The following is a 23,844-nucleotide window of genomic DNA, read 5'->3' on the forward strand; positions in this document are numbered from 1 at the left end:
GCATTTTGTTGACAAATTATAATTGAGAGGGCACGCTTGCCCTTGCACCGGCCCGCCGCTTGCGGCCCGGCGCCACGATTTGCAACAGGGAGCACCTCATGAAACATCTTTTCAACATGGCGCTGTCGGGGGCCTTTGCCCTCGGCCTCGGCGCGGGCGCGGCCACCGCGCAGACCACTTGGGACATGCCTACGCCTTACGGCGATTCCGTCTTTCACACGCAGAACATCATGCAGTTCGCCGAGGATGTGGCCGAGGCCACCGACGGCGCGCTCTCCATCACCGTGCACTCGGCGGGCTCGCTCTATGCGCACCCGGAAATCCGCGATTCCGTGCGCCGGGGCCTTGCCCCCATCGGTGAAATCCTGATGTCGCAGCTCGCCAACGAGGACGCGGTGTTCGGCGTCGATTCGGTGCCCTTCCTCGCGGCGAGCTATGACGATGCCGCCCGTCTGTGGGAAGCGTCGCGCGACCAGATCGCGGCCAAGCTGGCCGACCAGGGGCTGACGCTGCTCTATGCCGTGCCGTGGCCGGGTCAGAGCCTCTATGTCACCGAGGAGGTGACCTCGACCGAGCAGCTTCAGGGCGTCAATTTCCGCGCCTACAACACCGCCACCGAGCGGCTGGCGCAACTCATGGGCGCGGTGCCGACGACGGTCGAGGCGGGCGACATCCCGACCGCCTTTTCCACCTCGCGCATCTCGGCGATGATCACCTCGCCCTCTACGGGCGTGTCGTCTCAGGCGTGGGATTTCGTCGGTCACTACATCGACACGCAGGCGTGGCTGCCCAAGAACATGGTGTTCGTCAACACCCGCGCTTTTGACGCCCTGCCCGCGGATCAGCAAGACGCGCTGATCGAGGCGGCGGCGCAGGCCGAGCTGCGTGGCTGGGAAATGTCGGTGGCCGAAACCGAGGCCAAGATCGCCACGCTGGAGGAAAACGGCATGCAGGTGCACCAGCCGTCGGCAAAGCTGGCCAAGCAATTGCGCGAGATCGGCGAGACCATGACCGCGGAATGGAAAAAGGCCGCCGGTCCAGAGGGTGAGCTGATCCTCGACAACTACGCCCGCAACTGAGCGGGTGCGCGGGCGGGCTTTCCCGCCCGCGTCCTCTCATCCCGGACAGACAGGAGCCTCGCCATGCTGCGCAGGACGCTCGACCGTCTTTACGATGCGGGGTTCGTCCTTGCCGCGCTGGCGCTGGTGGCGATCGCCGTGCTGGTGCTGGTGCAGGTGGTAGGCCGGGTGATCGACCGAAGCCTGATCGCGGCGGGGCGCGAGCCCGTGGGCATCGCCATCACCTCGCTGTCGGAGATGGGCGGCTTCCTCTTCGTCGGCGCTGCGTTCCTGGCGCTGGCGGGCACGTTGCGCGCCGGCGGGCATGTCCGCGTTACCATGCTGACCGATAGCCTGCCCGCGCCGCTGGCGCGGATTCTTTCGGTGCCGGTGCTGCTCGGGGCGCTGGGGCTGTGCGGCTTCGCGCTCTACAGCGCATTCGTGCAGGCGCGCGACAGCTATACCTTCGACGCGGTCAGCTTCGGCATGGCGAAATTCCCGCTCTGGATGCCGCAGGCGGTGATGGTGGCGGGGCTCGGGTTGCTGGCACTGGCGCTCGTCGACGCGCTGGTGGCGCTGTTGCGCGGGCAGACCCCCGATTATCGCCGCGCCGAAGAGGCGAAGAAGGGAGGCACCGATGGGCATTGAGGCCCTCTCGCTCGTCCTCGTGGCGATCCTCTTTGGCTGCCTCGCGCTGGGGCTGTGGGTGGGGTTCGCGCTCGTCGCCGTGGGGCTGGCGGCGATGCTCATGGCCTCGTCGGCCCCGGTGGAGCTGGTCTTTGCCACCAAGGTGTGGGGCGCGCTCAATATCTGGGATTTGACCGCGCTGCCGATGTTCATCTGGATGGGCGAAATCCTGTTCCGCTCGCGCCTGTCGTCGGACATGTTCTCGGGGCTTGCCCCGCTGACCACCCGGCTGCCGGGGCGGCTGTTGCACGCCAACATCTTCGGCTGCGCGCTTTTCGCCGCCGTTTCCGGCTCGTCGGCGGCCACCACGGCCACGGTGGGGCGCATGTCGGTGCCGGAACTGACCCGGCGCGGCTATGACGACCGGATGATCATCGGCACGCTGGCGGGCTCGGGCACGTTCGGCTTTCTCATCCCGCCGTCGATCATCCTGATCGTCTATGGTGCCGCGACCGAGCAGAGCATCGCGCGGCTGTTCCTCGCAGGGATCGGCCCGGGGCTGATGCTGGCGGCGCTGTTCTCGGGCTACACCATGCTCTGGGCGCTCACCCATCGCGACCGGATGCCCGTCGCCGAGCCCGCCACCACATGGGCGGACAAGCTGCGCGCCATCGTGCTGCTGGGGCCGACGATCCTGCTCATCGTCGCGGTCATCGGCTCGATCTACGCGGGGCTGGCCTCGCCCACCGAGGCGGCGGTGGTGGGCGTGCTGGGCGCGCTGATCCTGTCCGGCATGGGCGGCTCGCTCAATTGGCAGAGCACATGGGGCGCGCTGCGCGGTGCCACGATCACCAGCTGCATGATCGCCTTCATCCTCGCGGGGGCGGCGTTCCTGACCGTGGCGATGGGCTATACCGGCATCCCGCGCGCGCTGGCCGCCTGGATCGGAGAGCAGGGATACTCGGCGGGCATGCTGCTGGCGGCGCTGGTGGTGTTCTTCATCCTGCTGGGGATGTTCCTCGACGGCATCTCGATCGTCGTGCTGACCACCTCGGTGATCCTGCCGATGGTGCTGGCCGCCGGGATAGACCCGATCTGGTTCGGCATCTTCCTCGTGCTGGTGGTGGAGATGAGCCAGATCACGCCGCCGGTGGGCTTCAACCTTTTCGTGCTCCAATCCATCACCGGGCGCGGCATCTTCGAGATCGCGCGCCACGCCTTCCCGTTCTTCCTGCTGCTGGTGGCCGCCACCGCCATCCTGACCCTGTTCCCGGAGATCGCCCTATGGATCCCGCAGACGATGCTCGCCCGCTGACGCCGGGACCGGTCGTGTCCTCGGCCCATCTTGCCAGCTCCGGCATGCCCGAGCTGTCGGAGATGGAGTTTGCCCTCACCATGGCCAACCACGCCTTCCAGCGCTGGATGTCACGCTGCATGACCGCCGCAGGGATGCCCGGTCTCGCGCCGCTGGAGGTGCTGGTGGTTCATCTCGTGCATCACCGCGACCGGCCCAAGAGCCTCGCGGATATCTGCCTCGTGCTCAATGTCGAGGATACCCACCTCGTCAGCTACGCGGTCAAGAAGCTGGAGCGCGCGGGCCTTGTCGAGACCGGGCGCAAGGGCAAGGAAAAGACCGTCTCCATCACCGCGGCGGGGGCCGATTACTGCACCCGCTATGGCCGCGTGCGCGAGGAGTTGCTGGTGCGTTCGGTCGAACAGCTTGGCCTCGACCGGGCCGAGATGTCGCGCCTGGCGGCGCTCTTGCGCGCGCTGTCGGGCTGTTACGACCAGGCGGCGCGCGGCGCGGCGGCGGTGTGAGCGGCGTGCTCGCGGCGCTGGCCCGTCACGGGCGGCTGGTGCTGGTGACGGGCCTCGTGGTGGGGGCGCTGGCACCGGGGCTGGCGCGCACGATGGCGCCGCTCATCTTCCCGATGATCGCGTTCCTGCTGTTCCTCGCCACGCTGCGGGTAGAGATGCGCGCGGCGTTTCCGGGCCGCCGTTCCTTGCCGCGCTATCTTGCCGTCACGCTAATGATGCAGGTGGCGCTGCCGGTGGTGGCCATCGTCGGGCTCTGGGCGCTGGGGGCACAGGCGAGCGTTCTGGGCATCGGCCTGGTGCTGGTGCTGGCCGCGCCGCCGATGACCGGCAGCGCCGGCCTGACGATCCTCGCGGGTGGCGATCCCGCCCCGGCGCTGCGGCAACTGGTGCTGGGCACGGCGCTGTTGCCGATGACGGTGCTGCCGGTGTTCTGGCTGTTGCCGGTGTTCGGCGCGCCGCTGGTGGTGGTCGAGGCGGCACTGCGCCTGCTGGCCGTGATCGCGGTGGCGGGGGGTGCGGGCATCGTGCTGCGGGGGCGGGTGGCGTGGCTGCGCGGACCGGCGGGGCAGGGCGCGGTGGACGGGCTCATCACGCTGGCCATGGCGGTGGTCGTGGTCGGCCTCATGTCCGCCGTGGGGCCCGCGCTCAAGGCCCCCGGTCCCGCCTTCTGGGCCACGCTCGCCGCTGTCTTCGCGCTCGGCTTCGGCGCGCAGGTGGTGACGCTGCTGCTGGCCCGCCACCGCGCGCCGCAGGGCGCCCCGGCGCTGGCGGTCATCGCGGGCAACCGCAACCTCGCGCTGTTCCTCGGCGCGCTGCCGCCCGAGACGGCGGCGGCGCTCCTGCTGTTCGTGGGGCTCTATCAATTGCCGATGTACCTCACGCCGCTGGTCATGGCGCCGCTGATCCGACGGCTTGCGCCTGCGTGATGGACGCCACCACAAAGCCTGAATTGACGCCGCCGCGCGGTGACGTAATCTGCGCCCGATCCCGCGCGAGGCCCCATGCAGAAATCCGCCCCCCTGATAACACCCGTCCTGATCGCAGGCTGCACCATCCTGATGATCTCCTTCGCGATCCGCGCCTCTTTCGGCGTGTTCCAGATCCCGATCGCAGAGGAGTTCAACTGGCCCCGCGCCGAGTTCTCGCTCGCCATCGCCATCCAGAACCTCGCCTGGGGAATCGGCCAGCCCATTTTCGGCGCACTGGCCGAGAAGATGGGCGACCGCCGCGCCATCGTCGCAGGCGCGCTGGTCTATGCGGCCGGGCTGGTGCTGTCGTCGTTCGCCGTCTCGCCGCAGGCGCACCAGGCTTATGAGGTGCTGGTCGGCTTCGGCATCGCCGGGACCGGCTTTGGCGTCATCCTCGCCGTGGTCGGGCGGGCAAGCTCGGACGAGAACCGCTCGATGAGCCTCGCCATCGCCACCGCCGCGGGATCGGCGGGGCAGGTGTTTGGCGCGCCGGTGGCCGAATGGATGCTCGGCTTCATGACATGGCAGGGCGTGTTCGTGGTCTTTGCCGTCACCATCCTCGCGGTGCTGGTGATGCTGCCCTTGATGCGCGCACCCGCCCCCGCGGGCCGCGCCGTGCTGGAGCAATCCATGGGCGACGCGCTGCAACAGGCGTTTCGCGATCCGTCCTACGCGCTCATCTTCCTGGGATTCTTCAGTTGCGGCTATCAGCTTGGCTTCATCACCGCGCATTTCCCGGCGCTGGTGACCGAGATGTGCGGCCCGATCCTGCCCGGCGGCGTGCTGCACAATATCGGCATCACCACCACATCGGCGCTGGGCGCGGTGGCGATCTCGCTCATCGGCCTTGCCAATATCGGCGGCACGCTGATGGCGGGCTGGCTTGGCAACCGTCATTCACGCAAGCACCTGCTTGCGGGCATCTATGCCGCGCGCACGGTGGTGGCGGCGGCCTTCATGCTGACGCCGATCACGCCGGGCACGGTGCTGCTGTTCTCCGTGGCGATGGGGTCGCTGTGGCTGGCCACGGTGCCGCTGACCTCTGGCCTGATCGCGCATATCTACGGGCTGCGATACATGGGCACGCTCTACGGGATCGTGTTCTTCTCGCATCAGCTTGGCAGCTTCCTCGGCGTGTGGCTGGGCGGGCGGCTCTACGACCTGCACGGCGACTACTCGCTGGTGTGGTGGATCGGCGTGGGGGTGGGGGCGTTCTCGGCGCTGGTGCACCTGCCGGTCCGCGAGCGGCCCCTCGCCGCAGCCTGATCGCCGGGGGACAGGGGTAACCCTCCCGATGACTCGCCTGTCCTGCATCCGTCCGATGGTCAACGACCGTTCCAGACCAAAACCTCCACCCGCGCTCACCCCGCCCGGTTGGAAACCTCCAGTAGGTTGCCATCGGGATCGCGCAGGTAGAGCGAGACGATTGGCCCCGTCGCCCCGCTGCGCGGCACCGGGCCGTCCTCGACCGTGACGCCCAGCGCCGCGAAATGCGCCTGCCAATCGCCGAGCGGCACATCGCTCAGGAAACACAGATCGGCGGAGCCGGGGGTGGCGCGCGCGGCGCGCGGGGCAAACTCGGCCCCGGCCTGATGCAGGTTGATCTTCTGCGTGCCGAAACGCAGCGCGTGACGGGCGCTGCCATCCGTGGCGCGGAACACCTCCGGCGCCATCCCCAGCACGTCCTGGTAGAAGGCGACCGTCGCCCCGATATCGGCGACGGTCAGCACGAGGTGGTCAAGGCTGGCAAGGCGCGGGCCGCTCATAGCGAGGCCTCCGGGCGAAAGCCCTCGGGGATGCGGTCCACCCCGTCGAGCATCAGCGCGGCCATCACCTCGGCCACCTTGGGCGCCATGCCAAAGCCGATCTTGAACCCGCCATTGGCGATGAACTCACCGCGCCGCAGCGGGTGCGCCCCCAGCATCGGTGCGCGGCTTCGCGCGCGCGGGCGCAGCCCGGCCCAGCGTTCGATCACCGGCGCACCCGCCAGCGCAGGGATCGCCGCGCAGGCGCGCGCGATCACGTCGTCGAGTAGCGCATCGGTGGCGGTGGGATCGTCATAGTCACGCTCGGAAGTGGAGCCGATCGCGGTGGTCCCGTCGGCGTGGGGCACGACGTGCACCCCGTCGGCAAACAGTTGCGGCGCCTCGCGCGCGTCCAACGCCAGCAGCGCGGCCTGCCCCTTCACGCCATTGCCCGCGGCGCGGCCCGCCGCATGGCTCAGTTCCTCCAGTCCCGCCACCCCGGTGGCCCACAGCACGCGGCCCTCTTGCGGTCCCTCGCGCACCATTTCGGCCCCGCGCTCGCGCAGCGCCGCCACCAGCGCCTCGCAGGCGCGGCGCGGATGCAGGCGCGCGCTCAGCGTATCGCGGATGACGTGGCCGGTGGGGCTCTCGGGGCACCACTTTCCCTCGGCTGGTTCCACCCGCCACGCCGCCTTGCCCTGCCACAGCGCCGCGGCGCTCTCTTCCCGCGCGCGGGCCAGCACCAGACCGCTCTCGTCCATCACCGGCTGTATCCGGCCCAGCCGCGCATAGCCCGGCTGCACCCCGCCCGCCGCGGTCACCTCGGCCCAGAACCCCTCGGCCATGATCAGGCTTTTGAGCTGGAACGCCTTCTTGTCATTCCAGTTCTCCGGCACATGCGGGGCGAGCGCGCCGACGAGGCCCCCCGACGCCCCGGCGCCGGGCCCGTTCGGGTCGATCACCCGCACCCGCGCCCCGCGCCGGGCACAGGCCCAGGCCACCGACAGGCCGAATATCCCCGCCCCCATCACCGTCACATCGGTCATTGCACATTCTCCCGGCACCCGGCATCCTGCCCGCCGTTCTAGAGGATTGCCCCATGCAGGACCAGCAGGCCGGGATCGACTGGCGCGACGGCGACGTGCCGGTCTCGACCCGGTTCAATGATCCGTATTTCAGCCTCGAGAACGGGCTTGCCGAGACGCGGCACGTTTTTCTCGCGGGCAACGATCTGCCGGCGCGGTTCCGCGACGGGTTTCACATTGCCGAGCTTGGCTTTGGCACCGGGCTCAACCTGCTGGCCGCGCTGCATGCCTGGCGGGTGGCAGGTGTGGCGGGGCGGTTGCGCTATACCTCCTTCGAGGCGTTCCCGATGACCGCGCAGGACATGCGCCGCGCGCAATCCCGCTTTGCCGATCTCGCACCGCTCGCCGCAGAGCTTGCCTCCCGCTGGACGGGCGGCGCGCAGCGGATCACGCTGCCCGATCTCGATTTCACGCTGGTCGAGGGCGACGCACGCAAAACGCTAAACCATTGGCCGGACAAGGCCGATGCGTGGTTTCTCGACGGGTTTTCACCCGCCAAGAACCCCGAACTCTGGCAGCCCGACCTGATGGAGAGCGTCGCCCGCCACACAGCAAAGGGCGGCACGGCGGCCACCTACACGGCGGCGGGTTTCGTGCGGCGGGGCTTGGAGGCGGCGGGGTTTTCTGTCAGCCGTGTTCCGGGATACGGGCGCAAGCGCCACATGACCCGCGCAATACTGGACAGGCAATGACCGATCAAAACACCCGCCTCGGCATCTGGATGATGGTGCTGACCACCTTCATCTTCGCCGTGCAGGACGGCATCTCGCGCCACCTGGCGGGGGAATACAACGTGTTCATGGTGGTGATGATCCGCTACTGGTTCTTCGCCGCCTTCGTCATGACCGTCGCCGCACGCCGCGCCGGCGGGCTGATGGCCGCCGCCGCCACCGCGCAGCCACTGATGCAGGGCTTTCGCGCGCTGCTTCTGGTGGCCGAGATATGCGTGATGATCTACGGTTTCACCCTCCTCGGGCTGGTCGAGAGCCACGCGGTATTCGCCGCCTACCCGCTGCTGATCGCCGCGCTTTCCGGCCCGGTTCTGGGCGAGAGCGTGGGCTGGCGGCGCTGGGTGGCGATCGGCGTGGGCTTTGTCGGCGTGACCATCATCCTCGAGCCCGGCTTCGGCGTGTTTCAGCCCGCCGCCATCATCCCCTTCATCGCCGCGCTGATGTTCGCGCTCTACGGGCTGCTCACGCGGTTCGTGGCCAAGCTCGACGACGCGGCCACTTCGTTCTTCTGGACCGGCACGGTGGGGTCGGTCGCGATGACGGCGGTGGGCGCGTGGTTCTGGGAGCCGATGACCGGCCCGGACTGGGTCTGGATGGGGGCGCTGTGCATCACCGGTGCGGCGGGGCACTACACCCTCATCAAGTGCTACGAGGTTGCCGAGGCGAGCGCGGTGCAGCCCTTTGCCTACCTGCAACTGGTGTTCGCCAGCACCATCGGCATCTTGGTGTTTTCCGAGACCATCCGCCTCAACGTGGCGCTGGGGGCGGCGCTCATCGTGGGGGCGGGGCTGTTTACCCTGTGGCGGCAGCGGCGCGCGGGTTGAACCCTCCGCTACAGGGCAATCGGGTGACTGCGAAAGAGAAGATTTCGGGTATGAGCCGCCGGGCTGGACGATGAGCCGCGCGAGTGCCCGATCGCCGGGTGGGCGCAAACACGCCTGTGTTGTGCGATTTATCGTGCAGAATACTTATTAACTTGCAGCAACTTGCACCGTTGCAAAAGCGCCCGCCCGAGGGGGCGGTCGGGCGCTCGCGCGGCGGCGTGCAAGCACGCCTCGATTCCGCGCGGGGGCAAGTCTGCATTGGTACAGGCTTTCATCCGATTGCCCGGCCCACCGCGATCTTGCCGCTTGATTTACGCCTGCGTGGCCGCTATGACGCCCGTTGTCAACAAGGCGGAACCGCCGCAGGACCGAAGAGAGCGAGCAGGGTCGGCATTCCCGGCCCTCTTTGTTTTGTGGCCCGCCTGACCAACGAACCCCCGTTCCACCGCTGGTGGACACCACCCAAAGACCGGCGGAGACAACCGCGCGGCCGGAAAATGAACGTTACAAAGGACACACACGCCACATGGCTCAGAACGCATCTATGGAGGAATTCGAGGCCCTCCTTAATGAAAACCTCGAAATGGACACCCCCGACGAGGGCTCTGTCGTCAAGGGCAAGGTCATCGCCATCGAGGCGGGCCAGGCCATCATCGACGTCGGCTACAAGATGGAAGGCCGCGTCGATCTCAAGGAATTCGCGAATCCCGGCGAGCAGCCCGACATCCATGTCGGCGACGAGGTCGAAGTCTACCTGCGCTCCGCCGAGAACGCCCGCGGCGAAGCCGTGATCAGCCACGAGATGGCCCGCCGCGAGGCGGCGTGGGACCGTCTCGAGAAAGCCTATGCCGACGAGGAGCGCGTCGAGGGCGCGATCTTCGGTCGCGTCAAGGGCGGCTTTACCGTCGATCTCGGCGGTGCCGTGGCCTTCCTGCCCGGCTCTCAGGTCGATGTGCGCCCGGTGCGCGACGCCGGCCCGTTGATGGGCCTCAAGCAGCCGTTCCAGATTCTCAAGATGGATCGCCGCCGCGGCAATATCGTCGTATCGCGCCGCGCCATCCTCGAGGAAAGCCGCGCCGAACAGCGCGCCGAGGTCATCGCCAACCTCACCGAGGGTCAGGCCGTTGACGGCGTGGTCAAGAACATCACCGAATACGGCGCCTTCGTCGATCTCGGCGGTGTCGATGGTCTGCTGCACGTCACCGACATGGCATGGCGCCGGGTCAACCACCCCTCCGAGATCCTGTCGATCGGCGAGACCGTCAAGGTCCAGGTCATCAAGATCAACAAGGAGACGCACCGCATCAGCCTCGGCATGAAGCAGTTGCAGGAAGATCCCTGGGATCTGGTGGCGGCCAAGTATCCGCTGGCCTCTGTCCACACCGGTCGCGTCACCAACATCACCGACTACGGTGCCTTCGTCGAGCTGGAGCCCGGTGTCGAGGGGCTCGTTCACGTCTCGGAAATGTCCTGGACCAAGAAGAACGTGCACCCCGGCAAGATCGTCTCCACCTCTCAGGAGGTCGAGGTCATGGTGCTCGAGATCGACCCGACCAAGCGCCGCGTCAGCCTCGGGCTCAAGCAGACCATGCGCAACCCGTGGGAAGTGTTCGCCGAGCAGTACCCGCCGGGGACCGAGGTCGAGGGCGAGGTCAAGAACATCACCGAGTTCGGCCTGTTCATCGGCATGGAAGGCGACATCGACGGCATGGTTCACCTCAGCGATCTGAGCTGGGACGAGCGTGGCGAGGACGCCATCCAGAACTACAAGAAGGGCGACATGGTTCAGGCTGTCGTCTCGGACGTGGATGTCGAGAAAGAGCGCATCTCGCTCTCGATCAAGGCGCTGGGCGGCGACAAGTTTGCCGAGGCAGTCGGCGGCGTCAAGCGCGGCTCGATCGTTACCGTCGAGGTGACCGCGATCGAGGATGGCGGCATCGAGGTGGAATACGAAGGCATGAAGTCCTTCATCCGCCGCTCCGACCTCAGCCGCGACCGCTCCGAGCAGCGCCCCGAGCGGTTCTCGGTCGGTGACAAGGTCGATGCCCGCGTGACCAATATCGACAGCAAGACCCGCCGTCTCGGCCTGTCGATCAAGGCCCGCGAGATCGCCGAAGAGAAAGAGGCCGTCCAACAGTTCGGCTCGTCCGACTCGGGCGCGTCGCTGGGCGACATTCTCGGCGCGGCGCTCAAGGGCGACAAGTAAGCCAAGGCGCCGCAAGGCACCCGGACGGCCCCGCCTCGGCGGGGCCGTTTGCGTTTGGCGGCCCGTTTCAAAGGATTTGCCGCAAACCGGGATTCGTGAGAGGCTGAAAAACCAGCGAAAAGCTTCATGCGTTGCCCATTGGGTGCGCATCAAGGGAGGATACCGCAGATGAATCTCAGACCCGATCCCACGTTCCACGCCACCCCGAAACTGGCGATGGAGGCTCCCGCCGAAACGCTCGCCTTTACCCTGATGCTCAGCCCCGACGGCAGCCAGCCGGACGGGCTCGCCGTGGTGGATGTGGACCCCAAGTCGAAATCCTATGGCCAGATCCTGCATCAGGTCATCATGCCCTACACCGGCGACGAGTTTCACCATTTCGGCTGGAACGCCTGTTCGTCCTCGCTCTCGCCGCTGACCGGGCATGCCTTTCTCGAACGGCGATACCTCATCATCCCCGGTATCCGCTCGAGCCGCATCTACATCATCGACGTCAAGGAACCGCTCAAGGCGAAAATCCACAAGATCATCGAACCCGAGGAAGTGTTTGCCAAGACCGGCTATTCGCGCCCGCACACCATCCATTGCGGCCCCGAGGGCATCTATGTCAGCACCCTTGGCGGCGGCGGACCGGATGGCACCGACGGCCCGCCGGGCATCTTCATCATGGATTGCGAAACGTTCGAAATCCTCGGCCGCTACGAGATGGATCGTGGCGCGCAGGACAAGCATTACGATTTCTGGTGGAACCTGCCGCGCGATTACATGGTCAGTTCCGAATGGGGCCTGCCACCGCAATTCGAGAACGGCATCGTGCCCGAGGACCTGCTGTCCAACAAGTACGGCCACGCGATCCATTTCTGGAAACTGCGCGAACGCCGCAACGTGCAGACCATCGACCTTGGTGAAAATCACCAGATGGCGCTGGAAATCCGGCCCGCGCACGATCCGGCCAAGGATTACGGCTTCTGCGGCGTGGTCGTGGACACCACCAATCTCGAAGGCTCGATCTGGACATGGTGGCGCAAGGATGACGGCACATTCGAGGCGAAGAAGACCCTCACCATCCCGCCGCAGCCCGCCGCCCCCGATGACCTGCCCGCGCTGCTCAAGGGCTTCGAGGCGGTGCCGCCCCTGGTCACCGATATCGACCTTAGCCTCGACGACAAGTATCTCTACGTCGCCTGCTGGGGCACCGGCGAGATGCACCAATACGACGTCTCCGACCCGATGAAGCCCGTCCTCGCGGGCAAGGTCGAACTCGGCGGCATCGTGGCGGACACCAAACACCCCAATGGCCGCGATTTCGCCTACGGCCCGCAGATGGTAGAGATCAGCCGCGACGGCAAGCGCGTCTACTGGACCAACTCGCTCTATTCGACGTGGGACGATCAGTTCTACCCCGACGACGAGGGCGGGCAGATGGTGATGGCCCATGTCGGCGAGAACGGCGGCCTGACGCTCGATCCCGACTTCTACGTCGAGTTCCCCAAGGGCTATCGCGCGCACCAGATTCGCCTCGAGGGCGGCGACTGTTCCACCGACAGTTTCTGCTATCCGTCCGTCTGACGCGTGGCTGATCTGAATACGACGGCGGCCCTGTGGTGGGCCGTCGTCGCCTCGGGGCTCTACCACGGCATCAATCCCGGCATGGGCTGGCCGCTCGCGGTCTCGGCAGCACTGATGGAGCGCGCGCGCGGCAGCCTGTGGAAGGCGCTCGCGGCGCTCGCCGGCGGGCACCTGCTGGCGATGACCGCGATCCTGTTTCCGTTCTCGATGCTGGTCTCGCTGGTGACGTGGCAGCGCGAAATACAGATCGGCGCGGCCTGCCTCGTGATCGGCCTCGGGCTCTACCTGCTGGTCAACCGGCGGCACCCTCGGTTCCTCGCCCGGGTGCCGCCCTCGCGGCTGGTGCTGTGGTCGTTCCTCGCGGCCACGGCGCACGGCGCAGGGCTGATGCTGGTGCCGATCTATCTCGGCATCTGCGACCTCGCACAGGAGGGCGCAGGCCACACCGCCGCCTCCACGCTCATGCGCAGCACGCTGGCCACCGCCACGCTCGTCGCCGTGGTCCACACCCTTGCCATGACTGCGGCGGGCGGGACGCTGGCGTTCGGCGTCTATCGCTGGCTGGGGCTGAAATTCCTGTCGCGAAGCTGGTTCAACCTCGACCTGCTCTGGGCGCTGAGCCTTGTCCTCGTCGGCGGCCTGTCGCTTTGGCACGCGCTCTGAGCCACGTCACCGCTTGCGCCGCGCGCCGGGTGTCTTCGAGTGAAATTCCGGCGGGCGCTTCGCCACCCACGCGATGAACCGTGCCAGCCGGGGATGGGCGCGCAACGCCTCGACGGTATGATACGCCCGCGCCAGCTCCGCCTCGGTCAGCGTGGCGTGGATCTCGTTGTGGCAGATCTGGTGCAGCCGCACCACCGGCCCGCCCTTGCCACCCTTGAGCTTCGGCACGAGGTGGTGAAGGCTCTGCCGCGCATCCGGCGGGATGGGCCGCAGGCACAGCGGGCAGATCGGGGTCTCGGGCGGTTTCTCTTGATCCATTGCGGCGCTCCGGGCCATAGCATGGCCCAACGTGAACCGAGGGCAAGGGGCAAGTGATGGAAGCGCTGGTCATCGGGGCCGGGCCCGCCGGGCTCATGGCGGCGCGCGAGCTGGCCCGCGCCGGGCTGCGCGTGACGCTGGCGGAGGGCAAGCCATCGGCGGGTCGCAAACTCCTGATGGCCGGGAAATCGGGGCTGAACCTGACCAAGGATGAGCCGTTCGAGGATTTCCTCGCGGCCTACGGCGCGCGTGCCGACCGCTTGCGCCCGATGCTTGAGGCGTTCGGGCCAGAGGCCGTGCAGGACTGGGCGCGGGAACATGGCCAACAACTGTTCACCGGCTCCACGGGCCGCGTCTTTCCCCGCGTGATGAAGGCCTCGCCGCTCCTGCGCAGCGTGCTGGCCGAATTGCGCGACCTCGGCGTCGATCTGCGCACCCGCTGGCGCTGGACCGGGTGGCAGGACGATGCGCTGTGCTTCGACACGCCCGAGGGGCCACAGCGGCTCTCCCCCGCCGTCACCGTGCTGGCCTGCGGCGGGGCAAGCTGGGCGCGGCTCGGCTCGGACGGGGGGTGGGGCGCATATCTCGCATCCGACGCCCTCGCCCCGTTCCGCCCGGCCAACATGGGGTTCCTCGTGGACTGGTCGCCGCACATGGCCCCGCATTTCGGCCAGCCGGTAAAGGGGGTGGAGTTGCAGGCAGGCACGGCGCGGTCGCGTGGCGAATTGGTCATCTCCGCCACCGGGCTGGAGGGCGGCGGCATCTACGAGGTGAGCAGTGCCCTGCGCGACGGTGCACCGCTCCTGCTCGACCTGTTGCCGGACCTGTCAGCGGATCAGATCGCCGCGCGGTTGGCCAGGGCGCGGGCGCGTGACAGCCTCGGCAACCGGCTGCGCAAGGCGCTGCGGCTGGAGCCTGCCAAGCTCGCGCTGGCGATGGAGTTTGCCCGCACCGCGCCCGATCTGCCCGCCGCGCTCAAGGCCCTGCCGGTGCCGCTCAAGGGCTCCCGCCCGATGGACCAGGCGATTTCCACGGCGGGCGGGCTGCGACTTGAGGCGCTCGACGCTGGCCTCATGCTGCGCGCGCGCCCCGGCACCTTCGCCGCCGGCGAAATGCTCGACTGGGAGGCGCCCACCGGCGGCTACCTGCTGACCGCCTGCCTCGCTACCGGCCTTTGGGCGGGCCGCCACGCCGCCGCCTATGCGCGGGCCTTGTGAGCCCGGTTTCTTCTTGGTCAAAATACTCCGGGGAGTTCGAGGGGCTGGCCCCTCGATCCCACCCTCAGGGCAGCGCCGCCGCCCGCTGAAACGCGGGCCGCGCCATCATCGCCTCAAGGTATGCCGCCAGCCGTGCGGGCGGTTCGGGAAACCCCGCCTTGCCCGCCCACATCAGGCAATGCGCCAGCAGGATATCGGCGATGGTCATCGTCTCGCCCTGCAGGAACGGCCCGGCAAGCGCCCCCTCCAGCCCCTTGATATTGCGCTCGTATTCCCACTTGAGCGAGTCTTTGACCGCCGCCACCCGCTGCGCCTCGGGCAGCACGAAGGAATGCCGCGCCGCCGTCCACAAAAGCGCGTCCACCTCGTCGAGCACGCGGTGCGTCAACGCATCCTGCGCGGCGCGTTCGTGGCTGCCGGGGGCATGGGTCAACTGCCCGTGCCGGTCGGCGAGAAAGGTCATGATCGCGGTGGAATCGGTCAGCACCCGGTCGCCATCGCGCAGCGCCGGTATCTTGCCCGAGGGGTTGACCGCCAGCGCCTCGTCCGAGCGCGGCGCGACCGGCAGGTGGGTGTAATCGAGCCCCATCTCCTCTAGCAGCCACAGCACCCGGAAAGCCCTGCTCGCCCGCGATCCGATGACGTCATACATGGTGGTGCCCCCGCTTGATCCGTTGTCGCGGCACCATTGCGCAAAGGAGGGTCGGTGGCAACGGCATGTGGGGGAATGAGGGTCCGGACAGGAGGGGCGGGTTTGGCCTATACCTGCCGTTCGGTGCTTGGCCCCCGCGCGGAATCAAGGTGCCGCAAGGCGCCGCCGCGCAGCGCCCGACCGTCCCCCGGGCGGGCGCTCTTGCAACGTCCGAGCCCGCACAATCGTTGAAGTGTCATGCACCATAAAGCGCTGACCACAATCGTTTGCGCGCCCACCCACGGTCGTGCGCTGCGCGGCTGATCCTCCAGCCACACCCCAAGGCTCGCCCGGTCCCGGATATCCACATTCTCACCCATCACCCGGAACCCTGCCCCGGCCTTTACCCTGAGTCCACCGTGCGCCCCGTTAACCCCGGCCCCTGCCGCAAACCGCACCGCCGGAATACCGACAGGATACCGACGCGATGCCGTCCCGGTATTTTCCCTGATTTCAGCATGTTAACCCTGATTCGTCCGCTCACCGCGCCGCCAGCATCGCCAGCCGGATCAGCGCCCGCTCCACCAGCGCCATCTCGGGCGCGCGCTGCGCGGCCGAGCGCAGCGTCAGGTCGGTCTCGGTCAGGATGCTCAGCGCCTGCTCCAGCTTTGGCGCGCCCCAGTTCTGCGCCTGCCGCAGCATCCGGTCGCGGCGCGGGCCAAATACCGGCGGGCGCAGGCGGGCAATGCCCTTGGCTGCCCCGCCGGGATCGGCGGCGGCGGTGTAGAGCGCGCGGAAATGGCGTGCGGCCCCGATGCACAGCCCCACCGGCTGCACCCCCTGCGCCTTGAGCCGTCGCAGCACCGGGCCGATCTCGGGGGCGCGGCCCTCGGCCACGACATCGAGGATGTCATCGAGACCGGCCTCGGTCGAGGCGGGGGCGCAGGCGGCGATATCCCCGGCGGACAGCGGGCTGTCGTCGCCCAGCTTGTAGAGCGCGAGTTTCTCCATCGTCTGCCGGAAATCGCCGGGGTCGAGCGTGCGGGCAAGCGCGGCGAGGTCCGCCATCACCGGCCCGGGAATGTCGCTCAGCCCGGCACGGGCCAGCACCGCCTCGATCTCGTCGCGCGAGGGTGGATCGTCATAAATTCCAACAGCATAGGCGTTGCGATGCGCCTCGAACGCCTTGCGCAGTTTCGACGTGGCCTTGAGCTGCCCTGCGGTGACGACGATCTGTGCATCGCCCTCGGCCCAGTCGGCAAGGGCCGCGAGGACCGGGTCGGCGACGCTGTCATTGGCGTCCTCCACCAGCACCGCGCGCGCACCGGGAAAGAACCCTTGCGCCTTGACCGCATCGAGGAGCATGGCCGGGTCGCGGCGCAGGTCGGTGGCGGCGAAGCGGCTGAGCCGCATCTCTTCCTCGGCGCCGGGACCAAGCAGCGCGGCGATCATCTCCTGCCGCTTGAGCGCCACCCGCATGGCATCCGGGCCATAGATCAGCAGACCCGTGCGCTGCGGCTCGGGCCGGGCGAAATAGCGGGCGGCCTCGCGCGTGCCGAGCTTCATCGCGACCGGCTGGCCGCCGCGGCGGCGAGACGGGTGAGCATCTGGTCGGCGAGCATCTGCATCAGCCTCGCTTCGGCGTCACGCGCGGCGGCGCGGGTGACGATCGGCGTGTCGAAGGTGGAATACCCCGTGAAATTCGTGACCTTGCCGCTGTCCACCTTCTCGCCGGTCTCCAGGTCGGTAAGCGTGTAATTCACCGTACCGATGAGATTGGCGCGCGCGGCGACGTTGCTGCGGTCGATGGCGATGGCCTCCGAGCGCAGGGCGATCGCCGGGCGAAGCTCGTAGCGGGGCGTCTCGGGCCGTCCGAGACGCGCCTCGATCTCGCGGGTCAGCAGGAACCCCGCGCGACCATGGGGGTCCGTGACGCGGACCCGCCCCATCAGCGCGTCGCCGCCACCGCCGGGGCCATAGACCGGCGCAAAGCCGCAGCCCGCCAGCGCGGCGAGACCCGAGAACAGGAACAGGCGGCGGTCAGATGACGACATTCACGATCCGTCCGGGGACGACGATGACCTTCTTGGGCGCCGCCCCCTCCAGCGCCCTTTGCACAGCATCATGCGCCAGCGCCGCCTTTTCAACCTCGGATTTGTCCATGTCGCGGGGCACCGCGATCTCGGCCCGGCGCTTGCCGTTGATCTGGATGGGCAGCGTCACCGTGTCGTCGATCAGCATGGCCGGGTCGGCCTCGGGCCAGGCGGCGGTCGCCACCAGCCCCTTGCCGCCCAGCATGGACCACACGTCTTCGGCGAGGTGCGGAGTCATCGGCGACATGAGCTGCGCCAGCGTCAGCGCCGCCTGCCGCTTCGCCGCCTGCCCGGCCTGCGATTTCGCCAGCGTGCCGGTAAAGGCATAAAGCCGCGCGATGGCCGCGTTGAAGCCGAAGGATTCCACGCCCTTGGTGACCTCGTCGATGGTCTTGTGCATCTCGCGCAGGAGCGCGGTATCGGCCTCGGGGGCCGGGTCCGTGGGGGTCTCTGCGATCTCAGACGCAATGCGCCAGACACGGCTCAGATGGCGATGCGCGGCCTCGGCCCCCGAGGCGGTCCATTCCACGTCACGCTCGGGCGGGCTGTCCGACAGCACGAACCAGCGCGCGGTATCGGCCCCGTATTGCGCGATGATGGTCGACGGATCGACCACGTTCTTCTTGGATTTGGACATCTTGGCGGAGGGGATGATCTCGACCTCGGTGCCATCGGCGAGGCGACCGTCGCTCACCTCTTCGGGCAGGTGATAGACGGGGCGGCCGCGCGCATCGCGGGTCTGGTAGATCTCGTGCGTCACCATCCCCTGCGTAAACAGCGCATCGAACGGCTCGATGGCACTCGCCGGAAGGTGCCCGCAGATATGCATCGCCCGGGCGAAGAAGCGGGAATACAGCAAGTGCAGGATCGCGTGCTCGATGCCGCCGATATACTGGTCCACGTTCATCCAGTACTCGGCCTCGGCCATATCCGTGGGTGTCGTCGCACGGGGCGCGGTGAAACGGGCATAATACCAGCTCGAATCGACAAACGTATCCATCGTGTCGGTCTCGCGCCGCGCAGGTGCGCCGCAGGCGGGGCAGGCGCATTTCGCCCATGTCGGGTGCCGGTCGAGCGGGTTGCCGGGGATGGAGAAGTCAATCGGCGTGCCGCCCTCGTCATAGGGCAGTTGCACGGGCAGGTTCTCTTTCTTTTCCGGCACCACGCCGCAGGTATCGCAATGCACCACGGGGATCGGGCAGCCCCAGTAACGCTGCCGCGAGAGGCCCCAGTCACGCAGCCGGTACTTGACCTGCGCGGTGCCCAGGCCCTGCGCCTCGAACCAGTCGATGGTGGCGTCGATCCCCTCCTGGCTTGTCACCTCGCCCACGCCCGCGAAATGGTCGATATAGACCACCTTCTCGGACTTGGCAGGCACCAGCGCCTCGGTCCCGACCTCGCGCTCGTCGCCCGGCATGTAGAACGCGTTGCGCACCTCCAGCCCGTATTTGCGCGCGAAATCCAGATCGCGCTGGTCATGCGCCGGACAGCCAAACACCGCGCCCGTGCCGTAATCCATCATGACGAAATTGCCGACCCACACCGGCAATTCACGATCCGGCCAGACCGGGTGACGCACCGTGATGCCGGTGTCGATCCCCTTCTTCTCGGCCTTCTCCATCGCCGCCTCGGTGGTGTCCATCTTGCGCGTCTCGGCAACGAAGTTGGCCAGCTCCGGGTTGGTCTCGGCCAGCGCGCGCGAGACCGGATGCTCTGGCGAGATGGCGATAAAGCTCGCACCGCGCATGGTGTCGGGACGGGTCGAATAGCACAGGATCGGATCGCCGCCATCGGTGCGATGGAACGGAATCTCGATCCCGCGCGAGCGCCCGATCCAGTTCTCCTGCATGGTGCGGACCTTGGCGGGCCAGTCGTCGAGCCTGTCCAGCGCCTCGAGCAATTCCCCCGCGAAATCCGAGATGCGAAAGAACCATTGCGTGAGTTCGCGCCGCTCGACCTCGGCCCCCGAGCGCCAGCCACGCCCGTTCTCCACCTGCTCGTTGGCGAGCACGGTCATGTCCACCGGATCCCAGTTCACCACCGCGTTCTTGCGATAGACGAGGCCCTTTTCCAGGAAATCGAGGAACAGCGCCTGCTGCTGGCCATAATATTCGGGACGGCAGGTTGCAATTTCCCGTGACCAGTCGATGGAAAGCCCTAGTGGCTCCATCTGTGCGCGCATTTCCTTGATGTTATTTTCGGTCCAATCCTTGGGGTGGCCGCCGGAGGCCATCGCCGCGTTCTCGGCGGGCATGCCAAAGGCATCCCACCCCATCGGGTGCAGCACGTTATGGCCCGTCGCGATCTTGTAGCGCGCCACCACGTCGCCCATCGTGTAATTGCGCACATGGCCCATGTGGATGCGTCCCGACGGGTAGGGGAACATCTCCAGCACGTAGTATTTCGGGCGGCTCTCGTCCCGCCGGGCACGGAAAATCCCGGCCACGTCCCACGCCTTCTGCCAGTTTGCCTCGATCTCGGCTGGTGAATAGCGCGACATGCCTTGCGCCCCTCTTCTTGCGGTCCCGTTTGGGCTGCGGTGATAGGCGCTTGTCGGCCCTTGGTCCAGTGTCGGGGCACAAAAATGCGGGGCTTGGCCCGATGCGCGCCGCTCGGCTATAAGCGCCCCAAGGCAGCAAGGCAGGCAGAGACGTGAATATCCTTTTCATCCATCAGAATTTTCCGGGTCAATACAAGCACCTCGCCCCCCGGCTGGCGGGCATGGGGCACCACTGCGTAGCGCTGACCCTGCGGGTCAAGGAGGCGCAGAGATGGCAGGGGGTGCGGATCATCCCCTACAGCCTGCCAAACCGGCCCGGGCAGGTGGTGCACCCGTGGCTGGTGGATTTCGATAGCAAGGTGACGCGCGGCGAGGCGTGCTGGCGCGCGGCGATGAGACTGCGCGACCGCGGCTACGTGCCCGATCTCATCCTCGCCCATCCCGGCTGGGGAGAATCGCTTTTCCTGCGCGATGTCTGGCCCGAGGCGCGGCTCGGGCTCTATTGCGAGCTTTACCACCTCGCGGGCTGGCCGCATCTGGACTTCGATCCCGAGTTTCCCAGCAAGACCCCCGAGGCCGAGTCGCTGCGCATCCGGATGAAGAACCTCAACAACGATCTGCATTTCGAGACCGGGCACGCGGGTATCAGCCCGACCCGGTTTCAGGCCAACACCTTCCCCGCGCGCTTTCGGGACCGCATCACGGTCAGTCATGACGGCATCGACACCGTCGCCGCCTGTCCAAAGCCCGATGTGCGGCTAGAGGTGGAGGGCGCGGGCGAGCTGGGCCGCGAGGACGAGGTCATTACCTTCGTCAACCGCAATCTGGAACCCTACCGCGGCTATCACGTGTTCATGCGCGCGCTGCCGCGTCTGTTGCGCGAGCGACCAAAGGCCCGCGTGCTGATCGTCGGCGGCGACGAGGTGAGCTATGGCGCCCGCCCGCCCAAGGGCCAGACCTGGAAACAAATCTTCATCGACGAGGTGCGCGAGCAGATTTCAGACGATGACTGGGCGCGCGTGCATTTCCTCGGGCGCATCCCCTACGAGCGGTTCCTGCGGCTGTTGCAGGTGAGCCGCGTGCATGTCTACCTGACCTATCCCTTCGTGCTCAGCTGGTCGCTGATGGAGGCGATGAGCTGTGGCGCGACCGTGGTCGCAGGCGATACCGAGCCGGTGCGCGAGGTCATCACCCATGACGAGACCGGGCGGCTGGTGGATTTCTTCGACGGCACGGCGCTGGTGGACGAGGTTTGCACCCTCCTCGACGACGAAGGCGCGCGGCAACGGTTGGGACAGGCGGCGCGCGACCTGATCCGGGCGCGCTACGATCTCCAGACGATCTGCCTGCCGCGTCAGGTGGCGTGGGTCAGCGAGGTGGCGACGGGGGGCGCGTGATCGTGCTCGCATAGCTCGTGATCGCCCAGCGACGCCAGCACGTAGCAATCCCGTGATGGCCCGTCGCCGGTGCAGCCTTCGGTGATGCGGCTCAGTTCCGCTTCCAGCGCGCGCAGGCGGCGGATCTTGTGGCGGACGGCGTCGAGCTGGCCCTGCGCGATGCGCGTCGCTGTCTCGCAGGTGCGGTCGGGATGCTCCTGCAACTCTATCAGGGCAGAGATCGCCCCAAGCGAAAACCCCAGGTCGCGGGCGTGGCGGATGAAGCGCAGCCGCTCCAGCTCCGCCTGCCCGTAGCGGCGCTGGTTGCCGGCACTGCGCCGGGGCGCGTCGAGCAGGCCGCGGTCCTCGTAATAGCGGATGGTGGGCACCTTGACGCCGGTTTGCCGGGCCAGATCGCCGATGGAGTATGACATTGCATGACCCTCTTGAAGCTCTAGTCCCTAGAGAGATTACATTGCCGGCAGGCAAGATGCAAAGGAGGTCCCGGAATGGCGGGATGCTGTGAACACGAGGTGCAGTTCGAAGGTGTGTCGGACACCTACAAAAGGCGGCTCTGGCTGGTGATCGCGATCAACGCCGCGATGTTCGCGGTCGAGATGGGGGCCGGTCAGGCCGCGCAATCGCAGGCGCTCAAGGCCGACGCACTCGATTTCCTCGGCGATGCGCTTACCTACGGGCTGTCGCTGGCGGTGATCGGCATGTCTGTGCGCGTGCGCGCGACGGCGGCGCTCTTCAAGGGGTTGAGCCTGTTGGCGATGGGCGCCTGGGTGTTTGGCACGACGCTCTACCGGGTATTCTATATCGGTGTGCCCGAGGCCGAAATCATGGGGGTCATCGGGTTTCTGGCACTCGCGGCCAACGTGACGAGCGTGCTTCTGCTGGTGGCCTACAAGGACGGCGACGCCAACGTGCGCTCGGTCTGGCTGTGCTCACGCAACGACGCCATCGGCAACGTGGCGGTGATGCTGGCGGCGCTTGGCGTCTGGGGCAGCGGCACCGGCTGGCCCGACGTGATCGTGGCTGCCGCGATGGCCGCGCTCTTCGTCAACTCGGCGGTGCAGATCATCCGGCAGGCGCGGCACGAGCGGCGCGCCGCCGTCCTCGCGTCTCAGTAACGACCGGCACTGATCCGGATCTGGCGGGCGCGGTTGAGGATGGCATCCTCGACCGCGCGCTGCGTGGCGGCATCGACCGGACCGCGCCGTGTCTGCAGCGACACCTTGAGCGAGCGGGCATCGAGCGCAGGATCGCTGATAAGCACGGTCGCGCGGTAGGCGGTGCCGCCGCCCGGCGGCGTACCATACCCGGTGGAGATCACGCCGGTGAACGGGTCCGCGGCCTCGACAGGCAGGAAATCGAGCACTTCGAGCGCGGCGGTCCACAGGAACCGGTTGACCTTGACGGTATCGCGCCCGCCGCGGAAGGCATCGAGCAGCGAGCCGTCCGCGGGATCGGGCTGTGCCTCACGCCCGCCCTGCACGCGCATCGCCTCGGGGTCGAGCCGGGCATTCTGGAACGCGCTGCATCCCGCGAGGAGCACGAGGCTCACCGCAGCGAGGCTGACAAATCTGATACGCGATTGGGTCATGGCACCGTCCGGATCTGTTTCCATCCCGTGTATCCAAGCCGCCGCGCCGGGGCAAGCCCGTTGCACCCGCCCCGCGCCCGTGGCAGATCAGTTGCCACGGGATAACAGCGGGAGAATGCCGGTGAGCCTCAGCGAGATCAGGGATCGTATCGCCCGGGCCGAGGCCGGGGCCGGGCGCGCGCCGGGCAGCACGGCACTTGTCGCCGTGTCCAAGGTGCAGCCGCAGGCGCGCGTCGAGGCGGTGCTCGAAGAGGGCCATCGCCTGTTCGGCGAGAACAAGGTGCAGGAGGCGGCAGGCCGATGGCCACCCTTCCAGGAGCGTTACGAGGGCATCTCACTGCATCTCGTGGGGCCGTTGCAGACCAACAAGGCGCGGCAGGCGATGGAGATGTTCGACGCCATCCATTCCCTCGACCGGCCCAAGCTCGTGCGCACCCTCGCGCGTCTTGCGCAGGAGACGGGCGGTTGCCCCGATCTCTTCGTGCAGGTCAATACCGGCGAGGAGCCGCAAAAGGCAGGGGTGCTGCCCGCCGACGCGGACGGGTTCGTGACCGAATGCCGGGCGCTTGACCTGCCCGTGCACGGGCTGATGTGCATCCCGCCGGTGGACGAGGAGCCGAGCCTGCATTTCGCGCTGTTAGCCAAGATTGCCGCGCGCAACGGGCTCACCGGCCTGTCGATGGGGATGAGCGGCGATTTCGAGCGCGCGATCGCGTTCGGCGCCACCCATGTGCGTGTCGGCTCGGCCATTTTCGGCGAGCGGGATTACGGCTGAATGACCGGGCGCTGCGCGGTGGTGCGGCGCG

The 23,844-nt window shown here is 67.6% G+C and carries 24 protein-coding genes; 15 read left to right on the plus strand and 9 right to left on the minus strand.

Going from position 1 to position 23,844, the window contains the following annotated elements; all coding sequences use genetic code 11:
* The first annotated feature begins 98 nt into the window (after nt 1-98).
* The 6 genes from CRJ03_RS09845 to CRJ03_RS09870 all read left to right on the plus strand — a co-directional run bounded on the left by CRJ03_RS09845 (nt 99) and on the right by CRJ03_RS09870 (nt 5,737).
* A complete protein-coding gene (locus CRJ03_RS09845; RefSeq protein ID WP_165375292.1) occupies nt 99-1,079 on the plus strand; it encodes a TRAP transporter substrate-binding protein in 981 nt (326 codons plus the stop codon).
* A gap of 63 nt (nt 1,080-1,142) precedes the next feature.
* Nucleotides 1,143-1,706, plus strand: coding sequence for a TRAP transporter small permease (locus CRJ03_RS09850; protein ID WP_104018702.1), 564 nt, complete (start codon nt 1,143-1,145; stop codon nt 1,704-1,706).
* Nucleotides 1,696-3,000, plus strand: coding sequence for a TRAP transporter large permease (locus CRJ03_RS09855; RefSeq protein WP_104018703.1), 1,305 nt, complete (start codon nt 1,696-1,698; stop codon nt 2,998-3,000). Before CRJ03_RS09850 ends, CRJ03_RS09855 begins: the two co-directional genes overlap by 11 nt.
* Nucleotides 2,970-3,503, plus strand: coding sequence for a winged helix DNA-binding protein (locus CRJ03_RS09860; protein WP_240611633.1), 534 nt, complete (start codon nt 2,970-2,972; stop codon nt 3,501-3,503). The genes CRJ03_RS09855 and CRJ03_RS09860 overlap by 31 nt, the downstream gene beginning before the upstream one ends.
* Nucleotides 3,500-4,429, plus strand: a complete 930-nt coding sequence (locus CRJ03_RS09865; protein WP_240611634.1) for a hypothetical protein — start codon at nt 3,500-3,502, stop codon at nt 4,427-4,429. The genes CRJ03_RS09860 and CRJ03_RS09865 overlap by 4 nt, the downstream gene beginning before the upstream one ends.
* Nucleotides 4,430-4,504: 75 nt before the next feature.
* A complete protein-coding gene (locus CRJ03_RS09870; protein WP_104018704.1) occupies nt 4,505-5,737 on the plus strand; it encodes an MFS transporter in 1,233 nt (410 codons plus the stop codon).
* A gap of 95 nt (nt 5,738-5,832) precedes the next feature.
* Here CRJ03_RS09870 and CRJ03_RS09875 read toward each other — a convergent pair whose 3' ends face one another.
* Both CRJ03_RS09875 and CRJ03_RS09880 read right to left on the minus strand, forming a co-directional pair.
* A complete protein-coding gene (locus CRJ03_RS09875; protein ID WP_104018705.1) occupies nt 5,833-6,237 on the minus strand; it encodes a VOC family protein in 405 nt (134 codons plus the stop codon).
* On the minus strand, nt 6,234-7,262 hold the full coding sequence (locus CRJ03_RS09880; protein ID WP_104018706.1) for an NAD(P)/FAD-dependent oxidoreductase: 1,029 nt from the start codon (nt 7,260-7,262) through the stop codon (nt 6,234-6,236). The genes CRJ03_RS09875 and CRJ03_RS09880 overlap by 4 nt, the downstream gene beginning before the upstream one ends.
* Before the next feature lie 53 nt (nt 7,263-7,315).
* On the opposite strand from CRJ03_RS09880, the gene mnmC2 reads away from it, so the two are divergent.
* From mnmC2 to CRJ03_RS09905, 5 genes are all read left to right on the plus strand, one after another.
* Complete coding sequence (gene mnmC2, locus CRJ03_RS09885; RefSeq protein ID WP_104018707.1) at nt 7,316-7,993, plus strand: tRNA (5-methylaminomethyl-2-thiouridine)(34)-methyltransferase MnmC2; 678 nt, start codon at nt 7,316-7,318, stop codon at nt 7,991-7,993.
* Nucleotides 7,990-8,856, plus strand: a complete 867-nt coding sequence (locus CRJ03_RS09890; RefSeq protein WP_104018708.1) for a DMT family transporter — start codon at nt 7,990-7,992, stop codon at nt 8,854-8,856. The genes mnmC2 and CRJ03_RS09890 overlap by 4 nt, the downstream gene beginning before the upstream one ends.
* Before the next feature lie 451 nt (nt 8,857-9,307).
* The gene (rpsA, locus tag CRJ03_RS09895; RefSeq protein WP_276308228.1) at nt 9,308-11,062 is read left to right on the plus strand and encodes a 30S ribosomal protein S1; all 1,755 of its coding nucleotides are present in this window, start codon (nt 9,308-9,310) and stop codon (nt 11,060-11,062) included.
* Nucleotides 11,063-11,230: 168 nt separating this feature from the next.
* Complete coding sequence (locus CRJ03_RS09900; protein WP_104018710.1) at nt 11,231-12,631, plus strand: selenium-binding protein SBP56-related protein; 1,401 nt, start codon at nt 11,231-11,233, stop codon at nt 12,629-12,631.
* Nucleotides 12,632-12,643: 12 nt separating this feature from the next.
* On the plus strand, nt 12,644-13,294 hold the full coding sequence (locus CRJ03_RS09905) for a hypothetical protein (RefSeq protein ID WP_439126635.1): 651 nt from the start codon (nt 12,644-12,646) through the stop codon (nt 13,292-13,294).
* Nucleotides 13,295-13,300: 6 nt separating this feature from the next.
* Here the strand turns inward: CRJ03_RS09905 and CRJ03_RS09910 are convergent, their stop codons facing one another.
* Nucleotides 13,301-13,612, minus strand: coding sequence for an HNH endonuclease family protein (locus CRJ03_RS09910; RefSeq protein WP_104018712.1), 312 nt, complete (start codon nt 13,610-13,612; stop codon nt 13,301-13,303).
* Between the two features lie 53 nt (nt 13,613-13,665).
* Between CRJ03_RS09910 and CRJ03_RS09915 the strand changes: the two genes are divergently transcribed.
* Nucleotides 13,666-14,829 carry a TIGR03862 family flavoprotein gene (locus CRJ03_RS09915; protein WP_104018713.1) on the plus strand — a complete coding sequence of 388 codons (1,164 nt, stop codon included), beginning with the start codon at nt 13,666-13,668 and terminating at the stop codon, nt 14,827-14,829.
* Nucleotides 14,830-14,893: 64 nt separating this feature from the next.
* Here the strand turns inward: CRJ03_RS09915 and CRJ03_RS09920 are convergent, their stop codons facing one another.
* From CRJ03_RS09920 to leuS, 4 genes are all read right to left on the minus strand, one after another.
* On the minus strand, nt 14,894-15,481 hold the full coding sequence (locus CRJ03_RS09920; protein ID WP_104018714.1) for a glutathione S-transferase family protein: 588 nt from the start codon (nt 15,479-15,481) through the stop codon (nt 14,894-14,896).
* A 519-nt stretch (nt 15,482-16,000) separates the two neighbouring features.
* Nucleotides 16,001-17,026: a DNA polymerase III subunit delta gene (gene holA, locus CRJ03_RS09925; protein ID WP_104018715.1), complete on the minus strand. Its 1,026-nt coding sequence runs from the start codon at nt 17,024-17,026 to the stop codon at nt 16,001-16,003.
* A complete protein-coding gene (gene lptE, locus CRJ03_RS09930) occupies nt 17,023-17,514 on the minus strand; it encodes an LPS assembly lipoprotein LptE (protein WP_104018716.1) in 492 nt (163 codons plus the stop codon). The genes holA and lptE overlap by 4 nt, the downstream gene beginning before the upstream one ends.
* A complete protein-coding gene (leuS, locus tag CRJ03_RS09935) occupies nt 17,501-20,053 on the minus strand; it encodes a leucine--tRNA ligase (RefSeq protein ID WP_104018717.1) in 2,553 nt (850 codons plus the stop codon). Before leuS ends, lptE begins: the two co-directional genes overlap by 14 nt.
* A gap of 152 nt (nt 20,054-20,205) precedes the next feature.
* Between leuS and CRJ03_RS09940 the strand changes: the two genes are divergently transcribed.
* Nucleotides 20,206-21,450 (plus strand): glycosyltransferase, encoded by a 1,245-nt coding sequence (locus CRJ03_RS09940; RefSeq protein ID WP_104018718.1) that lies wholly within the window; start codon nt 20,206-20,208, stop codon nt 21,448-21,450.
* On the opposite strand, the gene CRJ03_RS09945 is transcribed toward CRJ03_RS09940, so the two are convergent.
* Nucleotides 21,408-21,863 carry a MerR family transcriptional regulator gene (locus tag CRJ03_RS09945; protein ID WP_104018719.1) on the minus strand — a complete coding sequence of 152 codons (456 nt, stop codon included), beginning with the start codon at nt 21,861-21,863 and terminating at the stop codon, nt 21,408-21,410. The genes CRJ03_RS09940 and CRJ03_RS09945 overlap by 43 nt on opposite strands.
* 75 nt (nt 21,864-21,938) lie before the next feature.
* Here CRJ03_RS09945 and CRJ03_RS09950 point away from each other — a divergent pair, with 75 nt between their 5' ends.
* Entirely contained in the window at nt 21,939-22,565 is a 627-nt protein-coding gene (locus CRJ03_RS09950) for a cation efflux transmembrane domain-containing protein (protein ID WP_104018720.1), read from the plus strand.
* On the opposite strand, the gene CRJ03_RS09955 is transcribed toward CRJ03_RS09950, so the two are convergent.
* Nucleotides 22,559-23,038, minus strand: a complete 480-nt coding sequence (locus CRJ03_RS09955) for a DUF3576 domain-containing protein (protein ID WP_439126633.1) — start codon at nt 23,036-23,038, stop codon at nt 22,559-22,561. The two genes, CRJ03_RS09950 and CRJ03_RS09955, sit on opposite strands and share 7 nt — an antisense overlap.
* 121 nt (nt 23,039-23,159) lie before the next feature.
* On the opposite strand from CRJ03_RS09955, the gene CRJ03_RS09960 reads away from it, so the two are divergent.
* Nucleotides 23,160-23,813, plus strand: coding sequence for a YggS family pyridoxal phosphate-dependent enzyme (locus CRJ03_RS09960; protein ID WP_104018744.1), 654 nt, complete (start codon nt 23,160-23,162; stop codon nt 23,811-23,813).
* The last annotated feature ends 31 nt before the right edge of the window (nt 23,814-23,844 follow it).

It is taken from the genome of Roseovarius nitratireducens (genome assembly GCF_002925845.1).
Lineage (GTDB): Bacteria > Pseudomonadota > Alphaproteobacteria > Rhodobacterales > Rhodobacteraceae > Roseovarius > Roseovarius nitratireducens.

Bases quoted from the DNA above. Each gene is read 5' to 3' on its own strand.
- mnmC2 (WP_104018707.1), top strand. From the start codon at position 7,316: ATGCAGGACCAGCAGGCCGGGATCGACTGGCGCGACGGCGACGTGCCG.
- CRJ03_RS09900 (WP_104018710.1), top strand. From the start codon at position 11,231: ATGAATCTCAGACCCGATCCCACGTTCCACGCCACCCCGAAACTGGCG.
- CRJ03_RS09945 (WP_104018719.1), bottom strand. From the start codon at position 21,863: ATGTCATACTCCATCGGCGATCTGGCCCGGCAAACCGGCGTCAAGGTG.
- CRJ03_RS09910 (WP_104018712.1), bottom strand. From the start codon at position 13,612: ATGGATCAAGAGAAACCGCCCGAGACCCCGATCTGCCCGCTGTGCCTG.
- CRJ03_RS09920 (WP_104018714.1), bottom strand. From the start codon at position 15,481: ATGTATGACGTCATCGGATCGCGGGCGAGCAGGGCTTTCCGGGTGCTG.
- CRJ03_RS09950 (WP_104018720.1), top strand. From the start codon at position 21,939: ATGGCGGGATGCTGTGAACACGAGGTGCAGTTCGAAGGTGTGTCGGAC.
- CRJ03_RS09845 (WP_165375292.1), top strand. From the start codon at position 99: ATGAAACATCTTTTCAACATGGCGCTGTCGGGGGCCTTTGCCCTCGGC.
- CRJ03_RS09955 (WP_439126633.1), bottom strand. From the start codon at position 23,038: ATGACCCAATCGCGTATCAGATTTGTCAGCCTCGCTGCGGTGAGCCTC.
- CRJ03_RS09850 (WP_104018702.1), top strand. From the start codon at position 1,143: ATGCTGCGCAGGACGCTCGACCGTCTTTACGATGCGGGGTTCGTCCTT.
- CRJ03_RS09870 (WP_104018704.1), top strand. From the start codon at position 4,505: ATGCAGAAATCCGCCCCCCTGATAACACCCGTCCTGATCGCAGGCTGC.
- CRJ03_RS09880 (WP_104018706.1), bottom strand. From the start codon at position 7,262: ATGACCGATGTGACGGTGATGGGGGCGGGGATATTCGGCCTGTCGGTG.
- CRJ03_RS09875 (WP_104018705.1), bottom strand. From the start codon at position 6,237: ATGAGCGGCCCGCGCCTTGCCAGCCTTGACCACCTCGTGCTGACCGTC.
- lptE (WP_104018716.1), bottom strand. From the start codon at position 17,514: ATGTCGTCATCTGACCGCCGCCTGTTCCTGTTCTCGGGTCTCGCCGCG.
- holA (WP_104018715.1), bottom strand. From the start codon at position 17,026: ATGAAGCTCGGCACGCGCGAGGCCGCCCGCTATTTCGCCCGGCCCGAG.
- CRJ03_RS09860 (WP_240611633.1), top strand. From the start codon at position 2,970: ATGGATCCCGCAGACGATGCTCGCCCGCTGACGCCGGGACCGGTCGTG.
- CRJ03_RS09890 (WP_104018708.1), top strand. From the start codon at position 7,990: ATGACCGATCAAAACACCCGCCTCGGCATCTGGATGATGGTGCTGACC.
- leuS (WP_104018717.1), bottom strand. From the start codon at position 20,053: ATGTCGCGCTATTCACCAGCCGAGATCGAGGCAAACTGGCAGAAGGCG.
- CRJ03_RS09855 (WP_104018703.1), top strand. From the start codon at position 1,696: ATGGGCATTGAGGCCCTCTCGCTCGTCCTCGTGGCGATCCTCTTTGGC.